Genomic DNA, 18,602 nt, shown 5'->3' with positions numbered 1-18,602 from the left:
GCCGCCGGCCGCGCGCGACGCGGGTTTCATGCTTCGCCGCGTTCGCCGACGAGGGCAAGCGCGCGATAGACCAGCCAGGGTCCGAAAAGCTGCAGCACGACGATCGAGCAAAGAATGATCGCGCGCAGGCGCGGATCGAACGTCGGATAAAGCTCGTAGGTGTCCTCGACGAGCAGCAGCGCGAGCGCCGACATAGGCGTCAAGGCAATGCCGAGCGCGATACCCTGCTTCCAGTGCAGCCCGCTCGGTTTGGCGAACATCAGCACGCCGACAAGCTTGGCCACGAGGCGCGCGACGATCAGCCCCGCCGCGGCCGCGCCGCCCACGAGAATGTCGTGCCACTCGAAGGTCGTGAGCGTGAGCACGAACAGAATCACCGTCAGCAGCCATCCGGCCGTGCCGAAGTGCTGCGGCCACAGTTGCGGACGCGGCTCCAGATTCTTCACGATGATGCCGGCGGCAAGCAGGCTCAGGATCGTCGAAAGTTTGAGCAGGTGCGCCATGGCGATCGCCAGCAGCACGAGACCGAAGAGCGCGACAAACGAGTGCTCGTCCTGCGGACTCAACCGCCGGTAAAACAGCGTGCACGCACGGGCGAGCACGAACGCGAGAACCAGCGAGCCGATCAGCAGATAGAGCGGCTGGAGGATCGTCGCGAACACGTTGCCGTAGATTTCCTGGTGCAGCCAGCTTGACGCGAGCTTTTCCACGATCACCGCATACATGCTGTTGAGCGCCGTGAGCGTGAGCAAGCGCTGCGTGACCTGGCCTTCCGCCCGCAACTCGGTCTTGAGCTGGATCACCATGCCAGGCGACGTCGCCATGGAGATCGCGGCCACGACGAGCGCGATCATCGTCGGCACGGAAAGGAACAGCAGCACTCCAAGCACGAGCACGAAGGTCAGCGAGGCCTCGGCGAGACTCGAAAGGATGAGCCAGGGGTTGCGGCGGATCCAGCGCAGGTCGAGCCGGCTGCCCAGTTCGAACAGCAACAGGCCGAGCGCGACATCGAGCAGCGGCCGCGCGGACGTACCGACATTGGCGTCGACCACGCCAAACCCGGCCGACCCGGCAATGAGCCCGATCACCCCATAGCCCGAGATCCGCGGCAAGCGCCACGCCCGATAGCAAAGCTCGCCGCACAAACCGGCGGCGAGCAGCGCGAGCCCGGCCCAGAAAATACCGTCGAGCGGCAACGGCCAGGCGGGAAAAAACGAAAACGCCGACTTCATCGTGGTGGCTTCTCCTTGGCAACAACATCTTGCGTGGGAACGAATCCGGCTGTCCGACGTTAGATCGACATGCGGCTGACAATCCGGCAGACCGCAGGCAGACCGCAGGCAAACCGCGTGCCGCACGAGGCGAACGACACCTCTACTCGCCGTCTGGTGCGTGCCTGCTCTGCGCCTCGCGCGGTTCGCGCCCGCCGATGCAGCCGGCAGGGTCAACGATCTGACGACATGGCGAACTGGCGCGAATTAGCGCTTCCTGCGGCGAGCGCGGGCAAACAGTGCGGCAAACGCGATGGCAAACGCAATGGCGAACGCTACGGCAAAGCAGTGCGCCGGCACATAACGATGCGGCGAACAGCCGGTACGGGCGCCTTGCGTGTGGTGTGGCTGCGCCCGCGTTGGATGAACGAACGCTGCCGTCTTCCCTGAGCACTCAGATTCAGGATGAGGGGCAACCGTTCCTTGGAAGCGTCAACCGTCTGATGCGGCATGTGACGCGGAAAGAACGGCGATTGTGCCATAGCTTTTTTGCAATTGTCCCCCGCTCTCCGAAAGCATCGACAAAGACGGTAATAGCGTCCGTATTGTGCGCTTTTAGCGGAGTATGCGGAAAAAATGACCGCGTCGGCAGGCGGCATTCGTCGGGGGTTTCACGCTCTGGTTGGGTCGTGCTTGCCGGTAGCGGTGGCGTTAGCTTCGGGTTTACGGTTTACCGTATGTATACGTAGTAGAAGTTAACAAGGGCCTGGGTTTCCTGTGGATAACCCGGGTTTACCGAAAGGAATCCGTGAGTTGGCGCTCGCACAACCGCGCGCAAAGTGTGTGCGGTCCGCGAGCGCTTCGAAGAACAACTTTTTGGCCTGGAACGGGACGTGCCGAGTTACCCCGTTTACGTCCACACCGGTTCCACACTCCATTCGCCGGCAATTCGCGCGGTTATCCACAGATTTGCGTGGATAACCTGGGCGCCCTTTTCCACCCTGTTCCGTGCGGCGCGCTCAAAGACTGCGCTGGCGCAAGGCACGCTGGAGAAAGCGCGCCGGATCCAGCTGGTCGGCAAGTTCGCGCTCCAGTGGCCACGGCTCGCCTTCGAGCTGCGACGCGATCAGCTCCGCCCCCAGCGCCGCCCACACGAGTCCGCGCGAACCGAACGCATACGCGCCATAAAGGCCGCTTGCGCGCGGCAGGTCGAGCGGCCACGCGCCGGCCAGACGTTGCGCGTCGCGGCGGGCGGCTTCTTCGTCGGCGAGCGGGCCGAGTATCGGCATGCGGTCGCTGGTCACGCAGCGAAACGCCACGCGGCCGGCGAAATCGCGCTCGCCTTGTGCAGCCGCAAGCTCCGGGAGCATGTGCGCGACGCGTTCGATATTCTCGACGTGGCCGGCGGCGCGCAGCGCGTCGTCGGCGTCGTCGACTTCGTACGTGGCGCCGGCGAGCGTTACGCCGCCGTCGAGCGGCACCGCATAGCCTTCGCCGATCACGGGCACGCGCAGGTTCGCGAGCGGGCTGGGGTCGACGAGCGTGAGCTGGCCACGCACGATGCGCGTGGGCGCATGGGCGAGCGCCGCGGCCCGCGAGGCATCCTGAGCGTTGGCGAAGATCACCGCGGCCGCCTGGGCGACGAGCCGTCCGGTGTCGTCGAACACCTGCCATTCGTCGGATTCTCGATCGCCTGCGCGAGCGATGTGACCGATACGCACACCGAAACGTGTTTCGACCTGGGCGCCTGGCAACGCGGCGGCGAAAGCGCATTGCGCGCGGCAAAGCGATGCCGGATCGATCGCGCCGCCTTGCGGATAGAACCACCCGCCCTGATTGAGCGCGACGCCGGCCAACGCCTGCGCTTGCTCGCGCGTGACGGCGCTCACGAATGCTTCGGGATAGCCGAACGAATCCAGGGCGGCGGCGACGGCGCGCGATTCGTCGTCGGTGGCGAGATGGAGCAAGCCGGCGTGCGAGCGCACCGGCGCATGGCCAGCGGCTTCGAGCGCGGCCCAGCGTTGCAGCGCGTAGAGAAAGCCCGCGCGCGTGATGCGTGACGCGCTGCTGTCGTCACGGGAAATCAGCGGATGAAACACGCCGGCCGGATTGCCGGATGCTTCGAGCGCGGGCGCGGCATTGCGTTCGATGAGCGTCACGCGCCAGCCGCGCACGGCCAGCCGCTCGACGAGCGCGCAGCCGGCGAGTCCCGCTCCCACGACAACGGCGTGCCGCTCGCGCAGCGCAAGCGGCAGCGGCGGCTCATAGCGGCGCACGCGCCAGCGCGGCGCGAAGCGCCCGACCAGCATCGCCCACTTGCCGTTGAAGCCTGGCACCTTGCGGTATTCGAAGCCGCTTTGCTCGAGCGCGCGCTTCACCTCCCCGGAACTGCTCCACGTCGCGAAGGTGGCGTCCTCGCCGGCAATGCGTGCAAGCGCCTTGAAAATGGCGGGAGACCAGAGCTCGGGATTCTTCGAAGGGGCGAAGCCGTCGAGGTAGATCGCATCGGCGCGCATCCACATTTTGGGAAATACCTCGAGCGCATCGCCGAAAACGAGCGTGAGCGTGACGCGTCCGCCGTCGAATTCCAGGCGGTGCGTGCCGGGCACGAGCATCGGCCAGGCGTTCACGAGTTCGCGCGCGAGCGGCGCTTCGCGTGCGTGCGCAACGACTGCGTCGAGTGCGCGTTGCAGGTCGTTGCGCGCGAACGGATGTTTTTCCACCGAGACGAAATGCAGGCGTTCGCAGCGCGCCGGATCGTCGCGCCATGCCGCCCACGTGGCGAGAAAATTCACGCCCATGCCGAAGCCGGTTTCGACCACGGTGAAGATCCGCCGGTTTTGCCAGCGCTGTGGCAACGCGTTGCCGTTCAGAAAGACGGCTTGGGCCTGCGCGAATGCGCCTGCGGTGCTGTGATAGATGTCGCCATAGACAGGCGAAAACGGCATGCCGTCTTCCCGAAAAACGAGCGTGGCGGGTGTCAGGGTGGCGGTCATGAGGAACGCGAAGCCAGAGATGAGGAAGAAACGAGAACGGAGCGAGGCTGGAAAAAGCGTGTGGCGAAGCCTGGTCGCATCGCCGCAAACGCTTGCCAGGCAGGCGTTTGCGCGCATGCTGCGTTGGCGCGGCGCAACGCGTGCGCCAGCAAAAACGCCGCAGCCGGAGGGATTTGCGGGGGTGGATACCCTTAAAACGTCTGCAAGCCCCAAAAAACCGGCATATCCTGCGCGAAATCTTCGAAACCCTTGTCGTTATTGGGTTTGCGCTGCGCTATCATAGCAAGCGCCGCCCAGGGAAGCGGCAGCACGGACGTTGCGGCAGCAGACACACGCTAGCCGCCGCAACGCGAAAACGCCGGGGTGCTCCGGGTCCGTCGCTGCTCGACGGCGCGGCACGCGTCCGTATAATCGGCGCGTTCGCGCTGTTCGTGTCAACCTAAACACAGAAAGGAACTTCTCAATGAATAAACAGGAACTGATCGACGCCGTCGCAGCACAGACGGGCGCTAGCAAGGCACAAACCGGCGAGACGCTGGACACGCTCCTCGAAGTGGTCAAGAAGGCTGTGTCGAAGGGTGACGCGGTCCAGCTGATCGGCTTCGGCAGCTTCGGTTCGGGCAAGCGCGCAGCCCGTACGGGCCGTAACCCGAAGACCGGCGAAACCATCAAGATTCCCGCAGCCAAGACCGTCAAGTTCACGGCTGGCAAGGCGTTCAAGGACGCCGTCAACAAGCGCTAAGGTATTGCCGCTTTAAGTTGACACCCGCCCCTGGCGGGTTTTTTTTCGCCTGCGCGGTTCACGCGGCGCGGGCGAAAAAGCAAACGGCGCCGCATGATTGCGGCGCCGTTGTTCATTGAGCGCGTCGCTCTCGTGACTCGGGACGACTAGGGGCGATGGACGATTTCGCCGTGATCGCCGTGATCATGATCGTGGTCATCGTCGTCCAGCTCCCACGACGGGAACGGGTCGGCGTAGTGCAGCCAGGCTTCGGGGCCTGCTGCGTACTCCGCATCGGTGAGAAGGCAAGCATCGAGCTTTGCGCGCCAGGCTTCGGGCTCGAGATCCACACCGATCATCACCAGTTCCTGGCGACGGTCGCCGACGCTCGGGTCGTCGAGATCGCCCTGCCAGTCGGCGGCGATTTCCTGTTCGAGTTCGGCGTCCTGCGGCCATTCCTCGCGCGGCAGTGCCGCCCACCACGTGCCGGCCGGACCGTGGCGGCACACGCCGCCTGCCTGCGAGAGCGTGCCCGTCACGTCGTTACGCGTGGCGAGCCAGAAGAAGCCCTTCGAGCGCAGTACGCCCTTCCACTCCTGGTTGAGCAGCGCCCAGAAGCGCTCGGGATGAAACGGACGGCGCGCGCGGTAAACGAAGTTGCTGATGCCGTACTCGTCCGCGTCGCTGCGCGGCGCATGCGTGTGCGCCGGATCGTGGCAATGCGCCGGGTCGTCGCAATGGTCATGGTCGTGCAGCGACGCGAGCCAGCCCGGCGCGCTCGACGCCGCATCGAAATCGAAGCGGCCGGTATTGATGACCTCCTCGAGCGGCACATCGCCGAAGCGGCTCACCACCTGCACGGCGCGCGGATTGATGCGCGCGAGAATGTGCTGCAGGCGCGCCAGTTCGTCGCCGCTCACGAGGTCGGCCTTGTTGAGCACGAGCACGTCGCAGAACTCCACCTGATCGACGAGCAGTTCCACGATCGCGCGGTCGTCTTCCTCGCTCGCCGCCACACCCCGCTCAGCGAGCTGGTCGGCGCTCGCGTAGTCGCGCAGGAAGTTGAATGCGTCGACGACCGTGACCATCGTGTCGAGGCGCGCGAACGCGTCGAGCGCGACGCCGTCCTCGCCCGCGAACGTGAAGGTTTCCGCGATCGGCATGGGCTCGGCCACGCCGGTCGATTCGATCACGATGGCGTCGAAGCGCTGGCCGGCGCGTGCCGGGTCGGCGAGGCGCTGGATCTCGGTGAGCAGGTCGTCGCGCAGCGTGCAGCAAATGCAGCCGTTCGACATTTCGACCACGCGCTCTTCCACGCGCGAGAGCGCCGAGGCGTCGCGCACGAGCGCGGCGTCGATGTTGACGGAGGCGAGGTCGTTGACGATCACCGCCACGCGCAGGCCCGCGCGGTTCGAAAGGATATGGTTGAGCAGCGTGGTCTTGCCCGCGCCCAGAAAACCCGAGAGCACGGTGACGGGCAGTGGCGGCTGGTTCATCGCAGTTGGGGTGCAGAAAGTGAGTCGGGAGGTCCGCCGCGCGAAAGGATCGAAATCCTCGTAAGGGTGCGGCGCCAGCCAGCATTTTGCACCATGCACGCGAGAGGCGCAGGCGCACGCGTGCCGCCGCTTTCAGGGCGCGAGCAGGCGGTACGCGCGCAAGCGAGCTACTGCACGGCTACGGGATGACTACGGGATGACTACGGGATGACTACGGGATGACTACGGGATGACTACTGCATGAGATGCCACTTGCGCAGAATGTCGGCGATTTGCTGCGCGTACTGGTCGCGCAGCGTTGGCGTTTCGGAATGGTATGCGCCGACGGCGGCCCACGTGTTGCCGTACTTGTTCATCTTCTGGCGCAGATGCCACGCGGCGATATAGACGTTCTTGCACGGCTCCATGAGCGTGCTTTGCGAGATGCCGTACTGCGAGAGCACGGGCAGATGCACCGAATTGATCTGCATGACGCCGTAATCGATCGAACCGTTCGCATTCCTGTGTACCGCGTCGGGCCGGTTGTGCGACTCCTGCCAGGCGATGGCGCGCAGGATCAGCGGATTGACCTTCTGGTAGCGCGCGGCCTCGTCGAAACAGTCCGCATGCGCGAGCGTGCCGGCGCTCGCGGTGACGAGCACCACAGCGGCGGCAAGCGTAGCGGACCAGATGTTTTGCATGGCGACTCGCGCGGAAGCTGACAAAAGGGCAAACGAAGAGGCGAACGTTGCTGCCTGAAGGATGACGCAATCTCTCGCTGGCCGCCCTGTTTTCTGGCGAACAATGCGGGAATTCCCACATAAAGAAGGCGGGAAAGTGCGTTGGCCATCGTTCGGGCCGCTCGTATGATACCGGTCACCGATGACGCGTCAAGCTGGCCGCACGGACAAGACGCCCGCATGCTTACAAATAGCTTGGGATTGAAGGCTGGCGCGGCTCGGGGATTAGAAGAATTCCCCGGAGACCCATTTTTTGTGACAAATTCGACATGAAAAACTGCTACTGTTCCATCTTTTGTTGACTAACGGACGTCCGGGCTGAGGAGAGCCGGCGCCGGCACTAGTCGGAAGTTAGTCAGAAAAGCACAGGCGAGTCGGCCCCACAGCCGTACGTCGAGGACGAATAGCCGCGCGCGTCTGCCGCTGGCTTCGATAAGACACCCATGAGAAGAAATCGTATGGCTTTGCGTCGCGTCGCCACGGCGCTGCTCGTGAGCGGACTCATTACCGCACAGCTTGCCTATGCGCAGGTCACGCTCAATTTCGTCAACGCCGACATCGACCAGGTGGCGAAGGCAATTGGCGCCGCCACCGGCAAAACCATCATCGTCGACCCCCGCGTGAAGGGGCAGCTCAATCTCGTCTCCGAGAATCCCGTACCCGAGGACCAGGCCCTCAAGACCCTGCAGTCGGCGCTGCGCATGCAAGGCTTCGCGCTCGTGCAGGATCACGGCGTACTGAAGGTCGTGCCGGAAGCCGACGCCAAGCTGCAGGGCGTGCCGACTTATGTCGGCAATGCGCCTACCGCGCGTGGCGATCAGGTGGTGACCCAGGTGTTCACGCTGCGGCACGAGTCGGCGAACAACCTGCTGCCCGTGCTGCGCCCGCTCATCTCGCCGAACAACACGATTGCCGCCTACCCGGGCAACAACACGCTGATCGTGACCGACTATGCGGACAACGTGCGCCGCATCGCTTCGATCATCGCGGGTGTGGACTCGGCCGCCGGCCAGCAGGTGCAGGTCGTGCCGCTGCACAACGCCAATGCGCTCGACATCGCGCCGCAAATCGCGAAGATGCTCGACCCCGGCGCGATCGGCGCCACGGACCCGTCGCTGAAGGTTTCGGTTGTCGCCGACCCGCGCACCAACTCGCTGATGCTGCGCGCCTCGAACGCGCAGCGCTTGGCCTCCGCCGTCCAGCTCTCGAAGCAGCTCGACGCGCCGACCAGCATGCCCGGCAACATTCACGTCGTCCCGCTGCGCAACGCCGACGCCACGCAGCTCGCCAAGACGCTGCGCGGCATGCTCGGCAAGGGCGGCAACGATACGTCGTCGTCGGGCAATGCGAACGGCTTCAACCAAAGCGGCAACAGCGGCGGCGGCGGCACGTCGACGGGCACCTCCGGCACGCCACCGCTGCCGTCGAGTTCGCTCGGCGGCGGCACGTCGTCGGGCAGCTCGCTCGGGGGCAGTTCATACGGCAGCAGCGGCGGCAGCAACGAAGCGCCGTTCCTCGGCGGCGACAAGGACAAGGGCGACGACAATCAGCCGGGCGGCATGATCCAGGCAGACCCGGCGACGAACTCGCTGATCATCACGGCGCCGGACGCGGTGTACCGCAATCTGCGCTCCGTCATCAACCAGCTCGATGCGCGCCGCGCACAGGTCTACATCGAGGCGCTGATCGTCGAGCTGAACTCGACGACCAACGCCAACCTGGGCATTCAGTGGCAGGTCGCGAGCGGCAATGTGTACGCAGGCACCAATCTGGCCACCGGCAGCGGCAACAGCATTGTCAACCTGACGGCGCAAGCGGCAGCGGACGCCACCACGGGCGGTCTCGCCAGCGCGCTCGCGGGTCAGAGCCTGCAGCAGGGCCTGAATGTGGGCTGGATCAAGAACATCTTCGGCGTGCAGGGCCTTGGCGCATTGCTGCAGGCGCTCTCGCAAACGGCCGACGCGAACGTGCTGTCCACGCCTAACCTCATCACGCTCGACAACCAGGAAGCGAAGATCGTCGTGGGTACGAACGTGCCGATCCAGACGGGTTCCTATTCGAACCTGACGAGCGGTACGGCGAGCACGGCGTTCAACACCTTCGACCGTGTGGACGTCGGCTTGACGCTGCACATCAAGCCGCAGATCACCGACGGCGGCATCCTCAAGCTGCAGCTCTACACGGAAGACTCGGCGATCGTGACGGGCACGACCAACGCGACGACCAATCCGGCCGGCCCCGAGTTCACCAAGCGTTCGATCCAGTCGACCGTGCTGGCCGACAACGGCGAGATCATAGTGCTCGGCGGCCTGATGCAGGACAACTACCAGGTCGCCAACAGCAAGGTGCCGCTGCTTGGCGATATTCCGTGGATCGGCCAGTTGTTCCGCTCGGAAAACAAGACGCGCGAGAAGACGAACCTGATGGTGTTCCTGCGTCCGGTGATCATCAACGATCGCGACACGGCGCAAGCGGTCACGTCGAACCGCTACGACTATATCCAGGGCGTGACGGGCGCATATAAGTCCGACAACAACCTGATCAAGGATAAGGACGACCCGGTCGTGCCGCCGATGCCGCTCGGCCCGAGCCAGGGCGGATCGGCGCTGAACCTGTTCGATCTCGACCAGATGCGGCGTCAGCAGGCGGTGGGCGTGCAGCCCGCGAAGCCGGCCAGCGCCGTGCAGATGCAGCCAGCCGAACCGGTGCAAACCATGCCCGTGGAAACCACGCCGGTGCAACAGGCGGCGCCTGCCACGACGCGGGTGCAGCCGTGAGCACGCCTCACGCGCCTGCGGCCACCAGCGGGGCGGACCGCGAGCCGCCCTCGCCGCTCGCCGCGCGCCTCGTGCCGTACGGCTTCGCGCGCAGCGGTCAGATTCTCGTGGCCCAGCAGCGCGCAGAAGGCCTCGAAGTGTGGATCAGCGAGCGCACGTCGCAGGCCGCCATCGCCGAAGTCGCGCGCAACTTCGGCGCGTTCGCGCTCGTGCGCGTGCCGGCCGACGAACTCGCGCAGGCCATCAATCAGGCTTACGCGCGCCAGGACGGCAGCGCCGCGCAGGTGGTGGGCGAAGTGGAAGGCGAAGTCGATCTCTCGCGCCTCATGCAGGACATTCCCGAAGTGGAAGACCTGCTGGAGTCCGAAGACGACGCGCCGATCATCCGCATGATCAACGCGCTCCTCACGCAGGCCGCGCGCGAGCAGGCATCGGACATTCACATCGAGCCGTTCGAGAATGCCTCGGTGGTGCGCTTTCGCGTGGACGGCACGCTGCGCGATGTCGTGCGCCCGAAGAAGGCGCTGCATGGCGCGCTCATCTCGCGTATCAAGATCATGGCGCAGCTCGACATCGCCGAGAAACGCCTGCCGCAGGACGGCCGCATCACGCTGCGCGTGGGCGGGCGTCCGGTGGACGTGCGCGTCTCCACGCTGCCCACGGGTCACGGCGAGCGCGCGGTGCTGCGTCTGCTCGAAAAAGACGCGCAGCGCCTGAACCTCGAAGCGCTCGGCATGGCGAGCGACACGCTCGGCAAGTTCGACCAGCTGATCGCGAAGCCGCACGGCATCGTGCTCGTGACCGGCCCGACGGGCTCGGGCAAGACGACCACGCTCTACGCATCGATGTCGCGGCTCGAAACGGCCACGACCAACATCATGACTGTGGAAGACCCGATCGAGTACGACCTCTCGGGCATCGGGCAGACCCAGGTGAACGAGCGCATCGGCATGACGTTCGCGCGCGCGTTGCGCTCGATCCTGCGCCAGGACCCGGACATCATCATGATCGGTGAAATCCGCGACCTCGAAACCGCGCAGATCGCCGTGCAGGCCTCGCTCACGGGCCACCTCGTGCTCGCCACGCTGCACACCAACGACGCCGCTTCGGCGGTGACGCGTTTGACCGACATGGGTGTCGAGCCGTATCTGCTCGCCTCCTCCCTGCTCGGCGTGCTCGCGCAGCGCCTCGTGCGCCAGCTCTGCCCCGTGTGCAAAGAAGAGCGCGTGGAAGACGACGGCAGAAAACGCTGGCATCCGGTGGGCTGCGATCGTTGCGGTCATTCGGGCTACTCGGGGCGGCGCGGCGTGTACGAACTGCTGCTCATCGACGAGCCGATTCGCGCGCTCATCCACCGCAATGCCGCCGATGCGGAGATCTTCGAGGCCGGCCGCGCGCAAGGCATGCGTACGCTGCGCGAAGACGGCGAGCGCTGGATCGACGCGGGCAGGACTTCGCTCGAAGAAGTGCTGCGCGTGACGGGCGGCGCATGATGGGCCGCAAGATGAACCACCAGATGGACGCTCATTAAAAGCGAGGGCGATCAGCAACATGCCGGCATTTCGCTTCGAAGCCATCGACGCCACGGGCAAAGCGCAAAAAGGCGTGCTCGACGCCGACAGCGCGCGCGGCGCGCGCGCGCTGCTGCGCGGCCAGGGTCTCACGCCGCTCGTGGTCGAAGCCGCCGCGAGCCGCACGCGCGGCGCGCGAGCGCAGCGGCTCGCGCTCGGGCGCAAGCTCTCGCAGCGCGAGCAGGCCATCCTCACGCGCCAGCTCGCCAGTCTGCTGGTAGCGGGCTTGCCGCTCGGCGAGGCGCTTGCGGTGCTCACCGAGCAGTCCGAGCGCGACTACATCCGGGAACTGATGGCGGCCATTCGCGCCGAGGTGCTCGGCGGCCATTCGCTTGCCAGCGCGCTCGAGCAGCATCCGCGCGACTTCCCGGACATCTACCGCGCGCTCGTGGCCGCGGGCGAACACACCGGCAAGCTCGGCATCGTGCTTTCGCGTCTGGCCGACTACATCGAGCAGCGCAACGCGCTCAAGCAGAAGATCGTGCTCGCCTTCACGTACCCGACGATCGTCACGATCATCGCGTTCGGCATCGTCACGTTCCTGTTGAGCTACGTGGTGCCGCAAGTGGTGAACGTGTTTGCGAGCACCAAGCAGCAACTGCCCTTCCTCACCGTCGTGATGATGGCGCTTTCGGGCTTCGTGCGGCAGTGGTGGTGGGCGGTGCTGATCGCCGTGGCCGTGGTGGCGTGGATCGTGCGCGCGACCTTGCGCAGGCCTGGCCCGCGTCTCGCGTTCGACCGCTGGATGCTCACTGCGCCGCTCGCGGGCAAGCTCGTGCGCGGCTACAACACCGTGCGCTTCGCGAGCACGCTCGGCATTCTCTCCGCCGCGGGCGTGCCGATCCTGCGCGCGCTGCAGGCGGCCGGAGAGACGCTTTCGAACAAGGCGATGCGCACGAACATCGACGAAGCCATCGTGCGTGTACGCGAAGGCACGTCGCTTTCTCGCGCGCTGGGCAATACGAAGACGTTTCCGCCCGTGCTCGTGCACCTGATCCGCTCGGGTGAGGCGACCGGCGACGTGACGACCATGCTCGACCGCGCAGCCGAAGGTGAAGCGCGCGAACTGGAGCGGCGCACGATGTTCCTCACGAGCCTGCTCGAACCGCTCCTGATTCTGGCGATGGGGGGCGTGGTGCTCGTGATCGTGCTAGCGGTGATGCTGCCGATCATCGAGCTGAACAACCTTGTGCAGTAAGGCGTACGAACTGCGCGAGACGCCCGGCAAGAAGCCCGGCGCGCGCAACTCAGCGCACGTAGATGGTGGGACCGGCTGCGTTGGGCGGCAGGAAGATTTCGGAGTGCACGCCGTGGCGGTCGATGACGATCGAGCGGGGGCGCACTTCGAAGAGTTTCGAGTTCTGGTCGATCGGGCCGCCGAGCGAGATGGCTCGCGGGGGTTCGCCGCCGACGCTCACGATGGCCGCGGCGCCCTGCGCGAGCGCGAGGATGCCGAACAGGTGAATGTCCTGCACCGGGTTGCGTTCGAGCCTGCCGCCGAACAGCGTGCCGGCCTGATCGAGCGAGACCGGCGGCTGGGCGGCGGCGGCCTGCACCGGCGCCGCGCGGTTCGTGGCGAGGGTGATCGTCCACCACGTGGCCGTGGCGCAGAACACCGCAAACGCGGCGAGGGAAAGAAGGCGGATTTGCAGTGGGTTCATGAGCCCATTGTACGAAGGTTTATGGAATTTTTGATGTACGCGTTTGCCATGCCCGCGAGGCGTCGGAAAGGCGTCATCGTGTGACATTACAATGACCCGTCATGCGAGCGAGGGACCCGCCGGTTCAAGCGGCGGGTTCGATTGCAGGCAGGACGAAGCGCGGCGCACAAGTGCACCGCAACCCTATCTAGCGAGAGAGGAAAGAACTCATGTCCATGTGGGCGAAATTGTGCACCAAGCGCCGTGCCGAAATGGAAGTCACGCGCGCGCGCCGCCAAGGCGGCTTCACGCTCATCGAAATCATGGTCGTGATCGCGATTCTCGGCATTCTTGCCGCGTTGATCGTGCCGAAGATCATGAGTCGTCCCGATGAAGCGCGCCGCGTCGCCGCGCGCCAGGACATCGGCACGATCATGCAGGCAATGAAGCTCTATCGCCTCGACAACGGCCGCTATCCGACCCAGGACCAGGGGCTGCAGGCGCTCGTGCAAAAGCCGACCACCGACCCCGTGCCGAACAACTGGAAAGACGGCGGCTATCTGGAGCGCCTGCCCAATGACCCATGGGGCAGTGCGTACCAGTACCTGAACCCGGGCGTGCACGGCGAGATCGACGTATTCAGCTATGGCGCCGACGGCAAACCCGGCGGCGAAGGCAACGATGCCGACGTCGGGTCCTGGCAATAAGTCATCCGCCACGCAGCATCCATGCAAACGAGCCGCCCTTCCCCTTGCGGGGACCGCCGATCGTCACGCACCTCGCGCGCGTCACGCGCGGGTACGCGTGCGCGCGCGGCGGGCTTCACGCTGCTCGAGATGCTCGTGGTGCTGCTGATCGCGGGGATTCTCATCTCGCTCGCTTCGCTCACGCTCACGCGCAATCCGCGCACCGACCTGAATGAAGAAGCGCAGCGGCTCGCGCTCCTGTTCGAGTCGGCGGGCGACGAGGCGCAGGTGCGCGCGCGCGCCATTGCATGGCAGCCACTCGCGGGCGGCTTCCGCTTCGATGTGCATACGGAAGACGGCTGGCGTCCGCTGCGCGACGATCTGCTCGGACCGCGCCAATGGGAAGGCGGCGTGACCGGCGTGGCGATCACCTACCCCGGCGGCAACGACACGCAGGCAAACCGGCTCATCTTCGGCACGGAGGCCGTGGACGTGCCGGTGCAGGTCACGCTCTTTTCGGCCGCCGGCAGCGCGACGATCGTCGGCACCGGCACTGGCCGCTTCGAGGTGCGCTGAGATGCGGTTCTCGATGCGTGGGGGAAAGCGCGGCCACGGCGCTCGCCTGGATCGACAGCGTGGTCCGGTGAGCGAGCGCGGCTTCACGATGATCGAAGTATTGGTTGCGCTCGCAATCATCGCGATTGCGCTGGCCGCTTCGTTGCGCGCCGTGGGCAGCCTCGCCGCGAGCGAAGCCGACCTGCACGACCGCCTGCTTGCGGGCTGGAGTGCGGACAACACACTTGCGCAACTGCGCCTCGTGCATGCGTGGCCGGACCTTGGCGAGAGCAGTTTCGACTGCTCGCAGGGTAATCTGCGGCTGACTTGCACGCAGCACGTCGCGGCGACGCCCAACCCCGTTTTTCGGCGCGTGGAGGTGTCGGTTGCGACGCCCGGCCGCTCCGGCAATCTCGCGCAACTCGTCACGGTGCTCGCCAATGAGACGAACCGCTCGTTGTGACCGCGTGCGCGTCGCCTCGTCAGCGCGCGGCTTCACGCTGATCGAGCTGCTCGTTGCGATCGCCATCATGGCCGTCGTGGCCATCCTCTCGTGGCGCGGCCTCGACGAGATCGTGCGCGGGCGCGAGACCATTACGCGCTCGATGGCCCAGGAGCGCGTGTTCGCGCAAATGTTCGACCAGATGCGCATCGACTTGCGCGAAGCCGCCTCCGACGACGAAGCGGGCGGCGTCGCTATCTCGCTCGACGGCGGCGCGCTGCAGATCGTGCGCGCGTTCGCGATGCCGCCGGGCGCGGCGCCCCGCCTGCAAGTGGTGCGTTACCGCGTGTCGGGCGGCCAGGTGGTGCGCTATGCGTCGCCGCCTCTCGCCGATCTCGGAGCGTTACGGCGTGCGCTGCGCGGCGGCGAAGGCGACAACTGGGGCGCGTTGCCGATGATGAGCGGCGTGGACGTTATCAACGCGCGCCTGTACGTGCCGAAGACGGGCTGGACCGCGAACATGCAGGACGTGCGCTCGCAGGTCACGGGCAACAACAACGATCTCAAGGTGCCGCAACTCGGCAACGCGCCGCTGCCGCGCGCGGTGACGGGGGTGCAGGTGAGCGTGGGCTCGCATGCGCTCCAGCAGCCGGTGACCCGCGTGTTTCTGGTGGGGGAATGACGTTGCGCACACAACGAACCTCCGCACGGCACACCCGGCAAGGTAGACGATCCAGCCGTTCCACGCGCGCACGGCGCGGGGCGGCCATCATCAGCGCGCTGCTCGTCGTCGCGCTTTCGGCGATCATCGTCTCGGGCATGTTGTGGCGCCAGCAGGTGCAGTTGCGGCGCATCGAGAATCAACGTCTGCTCGCGCAGGCGCAATGGATCTCGCGCGCCTCGCTCGACTGGACGCGCCTCGTGCTGCGCTCCGAAGCGGACACGTCGGCGGGCATTACGTATCTCGGCGGCGCGTGGGGCGTGCCGCTCGCGCGAACGCGGCTGTCCGACTTTCTCGGCCAGATCGGCGAAGCGCACGCGCAACAGGGCGCGGACACCTGGCTTTCGGGTTCGATAGAAGACGCCCAGGCGCGCTTCAATCTGCGCAATCTCGTGGCGACCAGCGCGCCGGGCTCGTTGCAGCTGAACGTGACGGAGATCGAGGCATTCGCGCGCCTGTTGCAGATTCTCGGCCTCGACCAGTCGCTTGCGAAGAACACTGCGGTGTACCTGCGCTCTGGGCTTGCCTACTCGGCAACGCGCTTCCAGACGCAAACCACCACGACGAACACCGGTTCGCAAACCGAGGTGCTCGCAGGCGGCGGGACGACTGGCGGCGGCAACTACACCGACAACCCCGGCCTCTCGGAGTCCGACAACGACAGCGGCGTCGCCCCGCTCATGATGACGAGCGTCGATTCGCTGCTCGACGTGCCCGGCTTCACGGCCGACGCCGTTGCGCGGCTGCGCCCGTTCGTGACGATCCTGCCCACCGTGACGCCCGTGAACATGAACACGGCGAGCGCAGAGGTGATCGCTTCCGTCGTGACGGGCATGAGCCTTTCGAACGCGCAGGCCCTCGTCGCGCATCGCCAGAGCGTGTTTTTCCGCAACGTGAGCGACGTGCAACTCGCGCTCGAAGGCGTGGGAGTGAAGCAAGTCTCGATCGACACCACGCAAATCGACGTCAACACGAGTTACTTTCTGGTACATGGGCGCGTGCAGCACGAGCGCGCCGAGGTGGACCGCACGACGCTTGTCTGGCGCGATCCGCTCACCCATACGACGCGCATCGTGCGCGTTAGCGACGAACCATGAAACCGTCCCCGACCAACATCGAAAAGAGGTGCGTTTGAGCACGCTGATCGTTCTCATGCCGCCCCGCGACCCGGCGGTCCACTCGCAGGAATGGCAGCTGCCGGAACTGCCGTTCGTGCTGCTCGACAAAACGGGCAACACGCAACGCGCGGGCCGTTCGGCGCTCGGGCTGTTGCCGAAGGCCTCGACCACCATTCTGCTGATCGCCGCGCGCGACCTGCTCATGCTCGCCGCCACCGTGCCGCCGCTCAGGGGGCCGCGGCTGCGTCAGGCGCTGCCGAACGTGGTCGAGGATCATCTGATCCAGGATGCACAGACCTGCCATCTCGCACTCGACCCAAAGCGTCTGGCCGATGGCCGCCAGGTCGTGGCCGCCATCGATCGGGGCTGGTTCCGTTTTCTCCTGGAAGGCTTCACCGCCGCAGGGCACCGCAATCTGCGCGCGGTGCCAGTGGCGCGCTGCCTGCCTGCTGCGCAGGCGGTGGAGGCTGTGGAGTCGGTGGAGGTGGCCCGAGAGGCTCGAGCCGCTGTGCCTGCCGGGCGCGCGGAGCCGGGCGTCACGTCCGATGCCGCGGCTCCCGCCGCGCCTGTGATCGAACCCGTGACGGCATGCGTGCTCGGTCATGTCGTCGCGACCGCCCCCGCGCTGCTACCCGGCGTTGCGCCGGAGCCCGCGGCCGCCACGTCGGAAGCGCCGCTCGAACTCGCGATCGTGCGCGGCGTGCTCGCCGACGGCTTCGCAGTGCCCGCCGCGAGCGTGGCCGCCACCGTCACGGCGCTCGCGGGCGGCGCGCCGGTTTCGGGCTACGTCCTCACCAACCTGCCGGGCGAGCCCGCGAGCGCGGCCGCACGCGCGTCGCTGGCCGCCGCGTTGCCGGGCGCGCAGACGCTCACGTTCGAGGCGCTCGCGCGGCGCGCGCTTGCCTGCCGCTTCGACCTCTGCCAGTTCGAGTTCGCCTCGCAGCCGTGGCGGCTCGACCGCGCGACGGTGCGCCGTCTGCGCGTGCCGATCGGGCTCGTGGCCGCGTCGCTCGTCGTCGCGGTCGTCGGCGCGAATATCGAGTGGCTCATGATGGCGCGCCAGCGCGACGCCATCAGCGCGCAGATGACCGAGCTGCTCCTCAACGCGTTCCCGAAGACGACCGTCGTGCTCGACCCCGCGGGACAAATGGCGCGGCAGTTGCAGCAGTTGCGCCTCGCCGCGGGCGAACCCTCGCGCGACGACTTCCTCGCGCTCTCCGACGGCCTCGCGCGCGCGCTCGGTCCGGTGCCCGCGAACGGCATCGCGGCACTCGACTATCACGACCGACGTCTGGACGTGACCTTCAAGCCAGGCGTCAACGTCGACGCCGATCTCGCGAAACGCCTCGCGGGCAACGGCCTTGCGGGCACGGTGGATGCCAGCACGGGCAAATGGACCATCAGGAGCGCATCGTGAAGACAACGGCTATGAGCGGCGCCTGGGCCGAGGCCTGGGCGACCTTCTGGGAAGCGCGCACCACGCGCGAAAAGGCGCTGCTCACGTGGGGCGGCGCGGTGCTTGCGCTGGCGATCGGCTGGTCGGTGCTGTGGCAGCCGGCCGCCGACGGCCGCGCGCGCCTGCGCGAGAGCCTGCCCGGCATGCAGCGCCAGCTCGCGCAGATGACGGCCGAGGCCGACGAGGCGCGCTCGCTTGCGGGGGCTGCTGCGAGCGTGGCGCCGGGCGGCCAGGCGCTCAAGGACGCAGTCACTGCTTCGCTTGCCGATCACGCGCTCACGGGGGCGCAGATTCAGTTGATCGGCACGACGGTGCAGGTGCAGATGAAGAATGCGTCGTTTCCGGCGTGGGCCGCGTGGCTCGACGACGTGCGCAAGCAGTTCAAGGTGCAGGTGGTCGAGGCGCACATCACCGCGCTGAAGACCGATGGTCAGGTCGACTTGACGGCCTCGCTGCAACCGGCGAATACGCACTAAAAAGAAAAAGCGCGCAT

Annotated in this window: 16 protein-coding genes; 11 read left to right on the top strand and 5 right to left on the bottom strand. The window is 66.4% G+C overall.

What is annotated here, in order from left to right; genetic code table 11:
- Window positions 1–26 precede the first annotated feature (26 nt).
- Both U5A52_RS08545 and mnmC read right to left on the bottom strand, forming a co-directional pair.
- Window positions 27–1,232, bottom strand: a complete 1,206-nt coding sequence (locus U5A52_RS08545; RefSeq protein WP_321907219.1) for a cation:proton antiporter — start codon at window positions 1,230–1,232, stop codon at window positions 27–29.
- Between the two features lie 998 nt (window positions 1,233–2,230).
- Window positions 2,231–4,207, bottom strand: a complete 1,977-nt coding sequence (mnmC, locus tag U5A52_RS08540) for a bifunctional tRNA (5-methylaminomethyl-2-thiouridine)(34)-methyltransferase MnmD/FAD-dependent 5-carboxymethylaminomethyl-2-thiouridine(34) oxidoreductase MnmC (protein WP_321934481.1) — start codon at window positions 4,205–4,207, stop codon at window positions 2,231–2,233.
- Between the two features lie 463 nt (window positions 4,208–4,670).
- Here mnmC and U5A52_RS08535 point away from each other — a divergent pair, with 463 nt between their 5' ends.
- Complete coding sequence (locus U5A52_RS08535; RefSeq protein ID WP_027815965.1) at window positions 4,671–4,949, top strand: HU family DNA-binding protein; 279 nt, start codon at window positions 4,671–4,673, stop codon at window positions 4,947–4,949.
- Window positions 4,950–5,095: 146 nt separating this feature from the next.
- On the opposite strand, the gene U5A52_RS08530 is transcribed toward U5A52_RS08535, so the two are convergent.
- Both U5A52_RS08530 and U5A52_RS08525 read right to left on the bottom strand, forming a co-directional pair.
- Window positions 5,096–6,424: a GTP-binding protein gene (locus U5A52_RS08530; protein ID WP_321934480.1), complete on the bottom strand. Its 1,329-nt coding sequence runs from the start codon at window positions 6,422–6,424 to the stop codon at window positions 5,096–5,098.
- A 233-nt stretch (window positions 6,425–6,657) separates the two neighbouring features.
- Window positions 6,658–7,104, bottom strand: coding sequence for a lytic transglycosylase domain-containing protein (locus tag U5A52_RS08525; protein ID WP_321934479.1), 447 nt, complete (start codon window positions 7,102–7,104; stop codon window positions 6,658–6,660).
- A 497-nt stretch (window positions 7,105–7,601) separates the two neighbouring features.
- On the opposite strand from U5A52_RS08525, the gene gspD reads away from it, so the two are divergent.
- From gspD to gspF, 3 genes are read left to right on the top strand one after another with little or no spacing between them, the layout of a single operon-like run.
- The gene (gspD, locus tag U5A52_RS08520) at window positions 7,602–9,920 is read left to right on the top strand and encodes a type II secretion system secretin GspD (RefSeq protein ID WP_321934478.1); all 2,319 of its coding nucleotides are present in this window, start codon (window positions 7,602–7,604) and stop codon (window positions 9,918–9,920) included.
- Window positions 9,917–11,413 carry a type II secretion system ATPase GspE gene (gene gspE, locus U5A52_RS08515; RefSeq protein WP_321907227.1) on the top strand — a complete coding sequence of 499 codons (1,497 nt, stop codon included), beginning with the start codon at window positions 9,917–9,919 and terminating at the stop codon, window positions 11,411–11,413. The genes gspD and gspE overlap by 4 nt, the downstream gene beginning before the upstream one ends.
- Before the next feature lie 58 nt (window positions 11,414–11,471).
- Window positions 11,472–12,689 (top strand): type II secretion system inner membrane protein GspF, encoded by a 1,218-nt coding sequence (gene gspF / locus U5A52_RS08510; RefSeq protein WP_321907229.1) that lies wholly within the window; start codon window positions 11,472–11,474, stop codon window positions 12,687–12,689.
- Between the two features lie 49 nt (window positions 12,690–12,738).
- Here gspF and U5A52_RS08505 read toward each other — a convergent pair whose 3' ends face one another.
- The gene (locus tag U5A52_RS08505) at window positions 12,739–13,152 is read right to left on the bottom strand and encodes a hypothetical protein (protein WP_321907231.1); all 414 of its coding nucleotides are present in this window, start codon (window positions 13,150–13,152) and stop codon (window positions 12,739–12,741) included.
- 251 nt (window positions 13,153–13,403) lie between these two features.
- Between U5A52_RS08505 and gspG the strand changes: the two genes are divergently transcribed.
- From gspG to U5A52_RS08470, 7 genes are read left to right on the top strand one after another with little or no spacing between them, the layout of a single operon-like run.
- Window positions 13,404–13,838, top strand: coding sequence for a type II secretion system major pseudopilin GspG (gene gspG / locus U5A52_RS08500; protein WP_321907789.1), 435 nt, complete (start codon window positions 13,404–13,406; stop codon window positions 13,836–13,838).
- A 21-nt stretch (window positions 13,839–13,859) separates the two neighbouring features.
- The gene (locus U5A52_RS08495; protein ID WP_321934477.1) at window positions 13,860–14,393 is read left to right on the top strand and encodes a GspH/FimT family pseudopilin; all 534 of its coding nucleotides are present in this window, start codon (window positions 13,860–13,862) and stop codon (window positions 14,391–14,393) included.
- A 13-nt stretch (window positions 14,394–14,406) separates the two neighbouring features.
- The gene (gspI, locus tag U5A52_RS08490; RefSeq protein ID WP_321934526.1) at window positions 14,407–14,835 is read left to right on the top strand and encodes a type II secretion system minor pseudopilin GspI; all 429 of its coding nucleotides are present in this window, start codon (window positions 14,407–14,409) and stop codon (window positions 14,833–14,835) included.
- Window positions 14,813–15,496 (top strand): type II secretion system protein J, encoded by a 684-nt coding sequence (locus U5A52_RS08485; protein WP_321907236.1) that lies wholly within the window; start codon window positions 14,813–14,815, stop codon window positions 15,494–15,496. The genes gspI and U5A52_RS08485 overlap by 23 nt, the downstream gene beginning before the upstream one ends.
- Entirely contained in the window at window positions 15,493–16,632 is a 1,140-nt protein-coding gene (gene gspK, locus U5A52_RS08480; protein ID WP_321934476.1) for a type II secretion system minor pseudopilin GspK, read from the top strand. The genes U5A52_RS08485 and gspK overlap by 4 nt, the downstream gene beginning before the upstream one ends.
- Before the next feature lie 34 nt (window positions 16,633–16,666).
- Window positions 16,667–18,070, top strand: a complete 1,404-nt coding sequence (gene gspL, locus U5A52_RS08475) for a type II secretion system protein GspL (protein ID WP_321934475.1) — start codon at window positions 16,667–16,669, stop codon at window positions 18,068–18,070.
- The gene (locus U5A52_RS08470) at window positions 18,046–18,585 is read left to right on the top strand and encodes a type II secretion system protein M (protein WP_415764944.1); all 540 of its coding nucleotides are present in this window, start codon (window positions 18,046–18,048) and stop codon (window positions 18,583–18,585) included. Before gspL ends, U5A52_RS08470 begins: the two co-directional genes overlap by 25 nt.
- Window positions 18,586–18,602: the final 17 nt, after the last annotated feature.

It is taken from the genome of Paraburkholderia sp. J8-2 (assembly GCF_905220195.1).
Classification (GTDB): domain Bacteria; phylum Pseudomonadota; class Gammaproteobacteria; order Burkholderiales; family Burkholderiaceae; genus Paraburkholderia.
The sequence above is the reverse complement of the archived record's forward strand: the minus strand, read 5'-3'. Positions and strand labels throughout refer to the sequence as shown.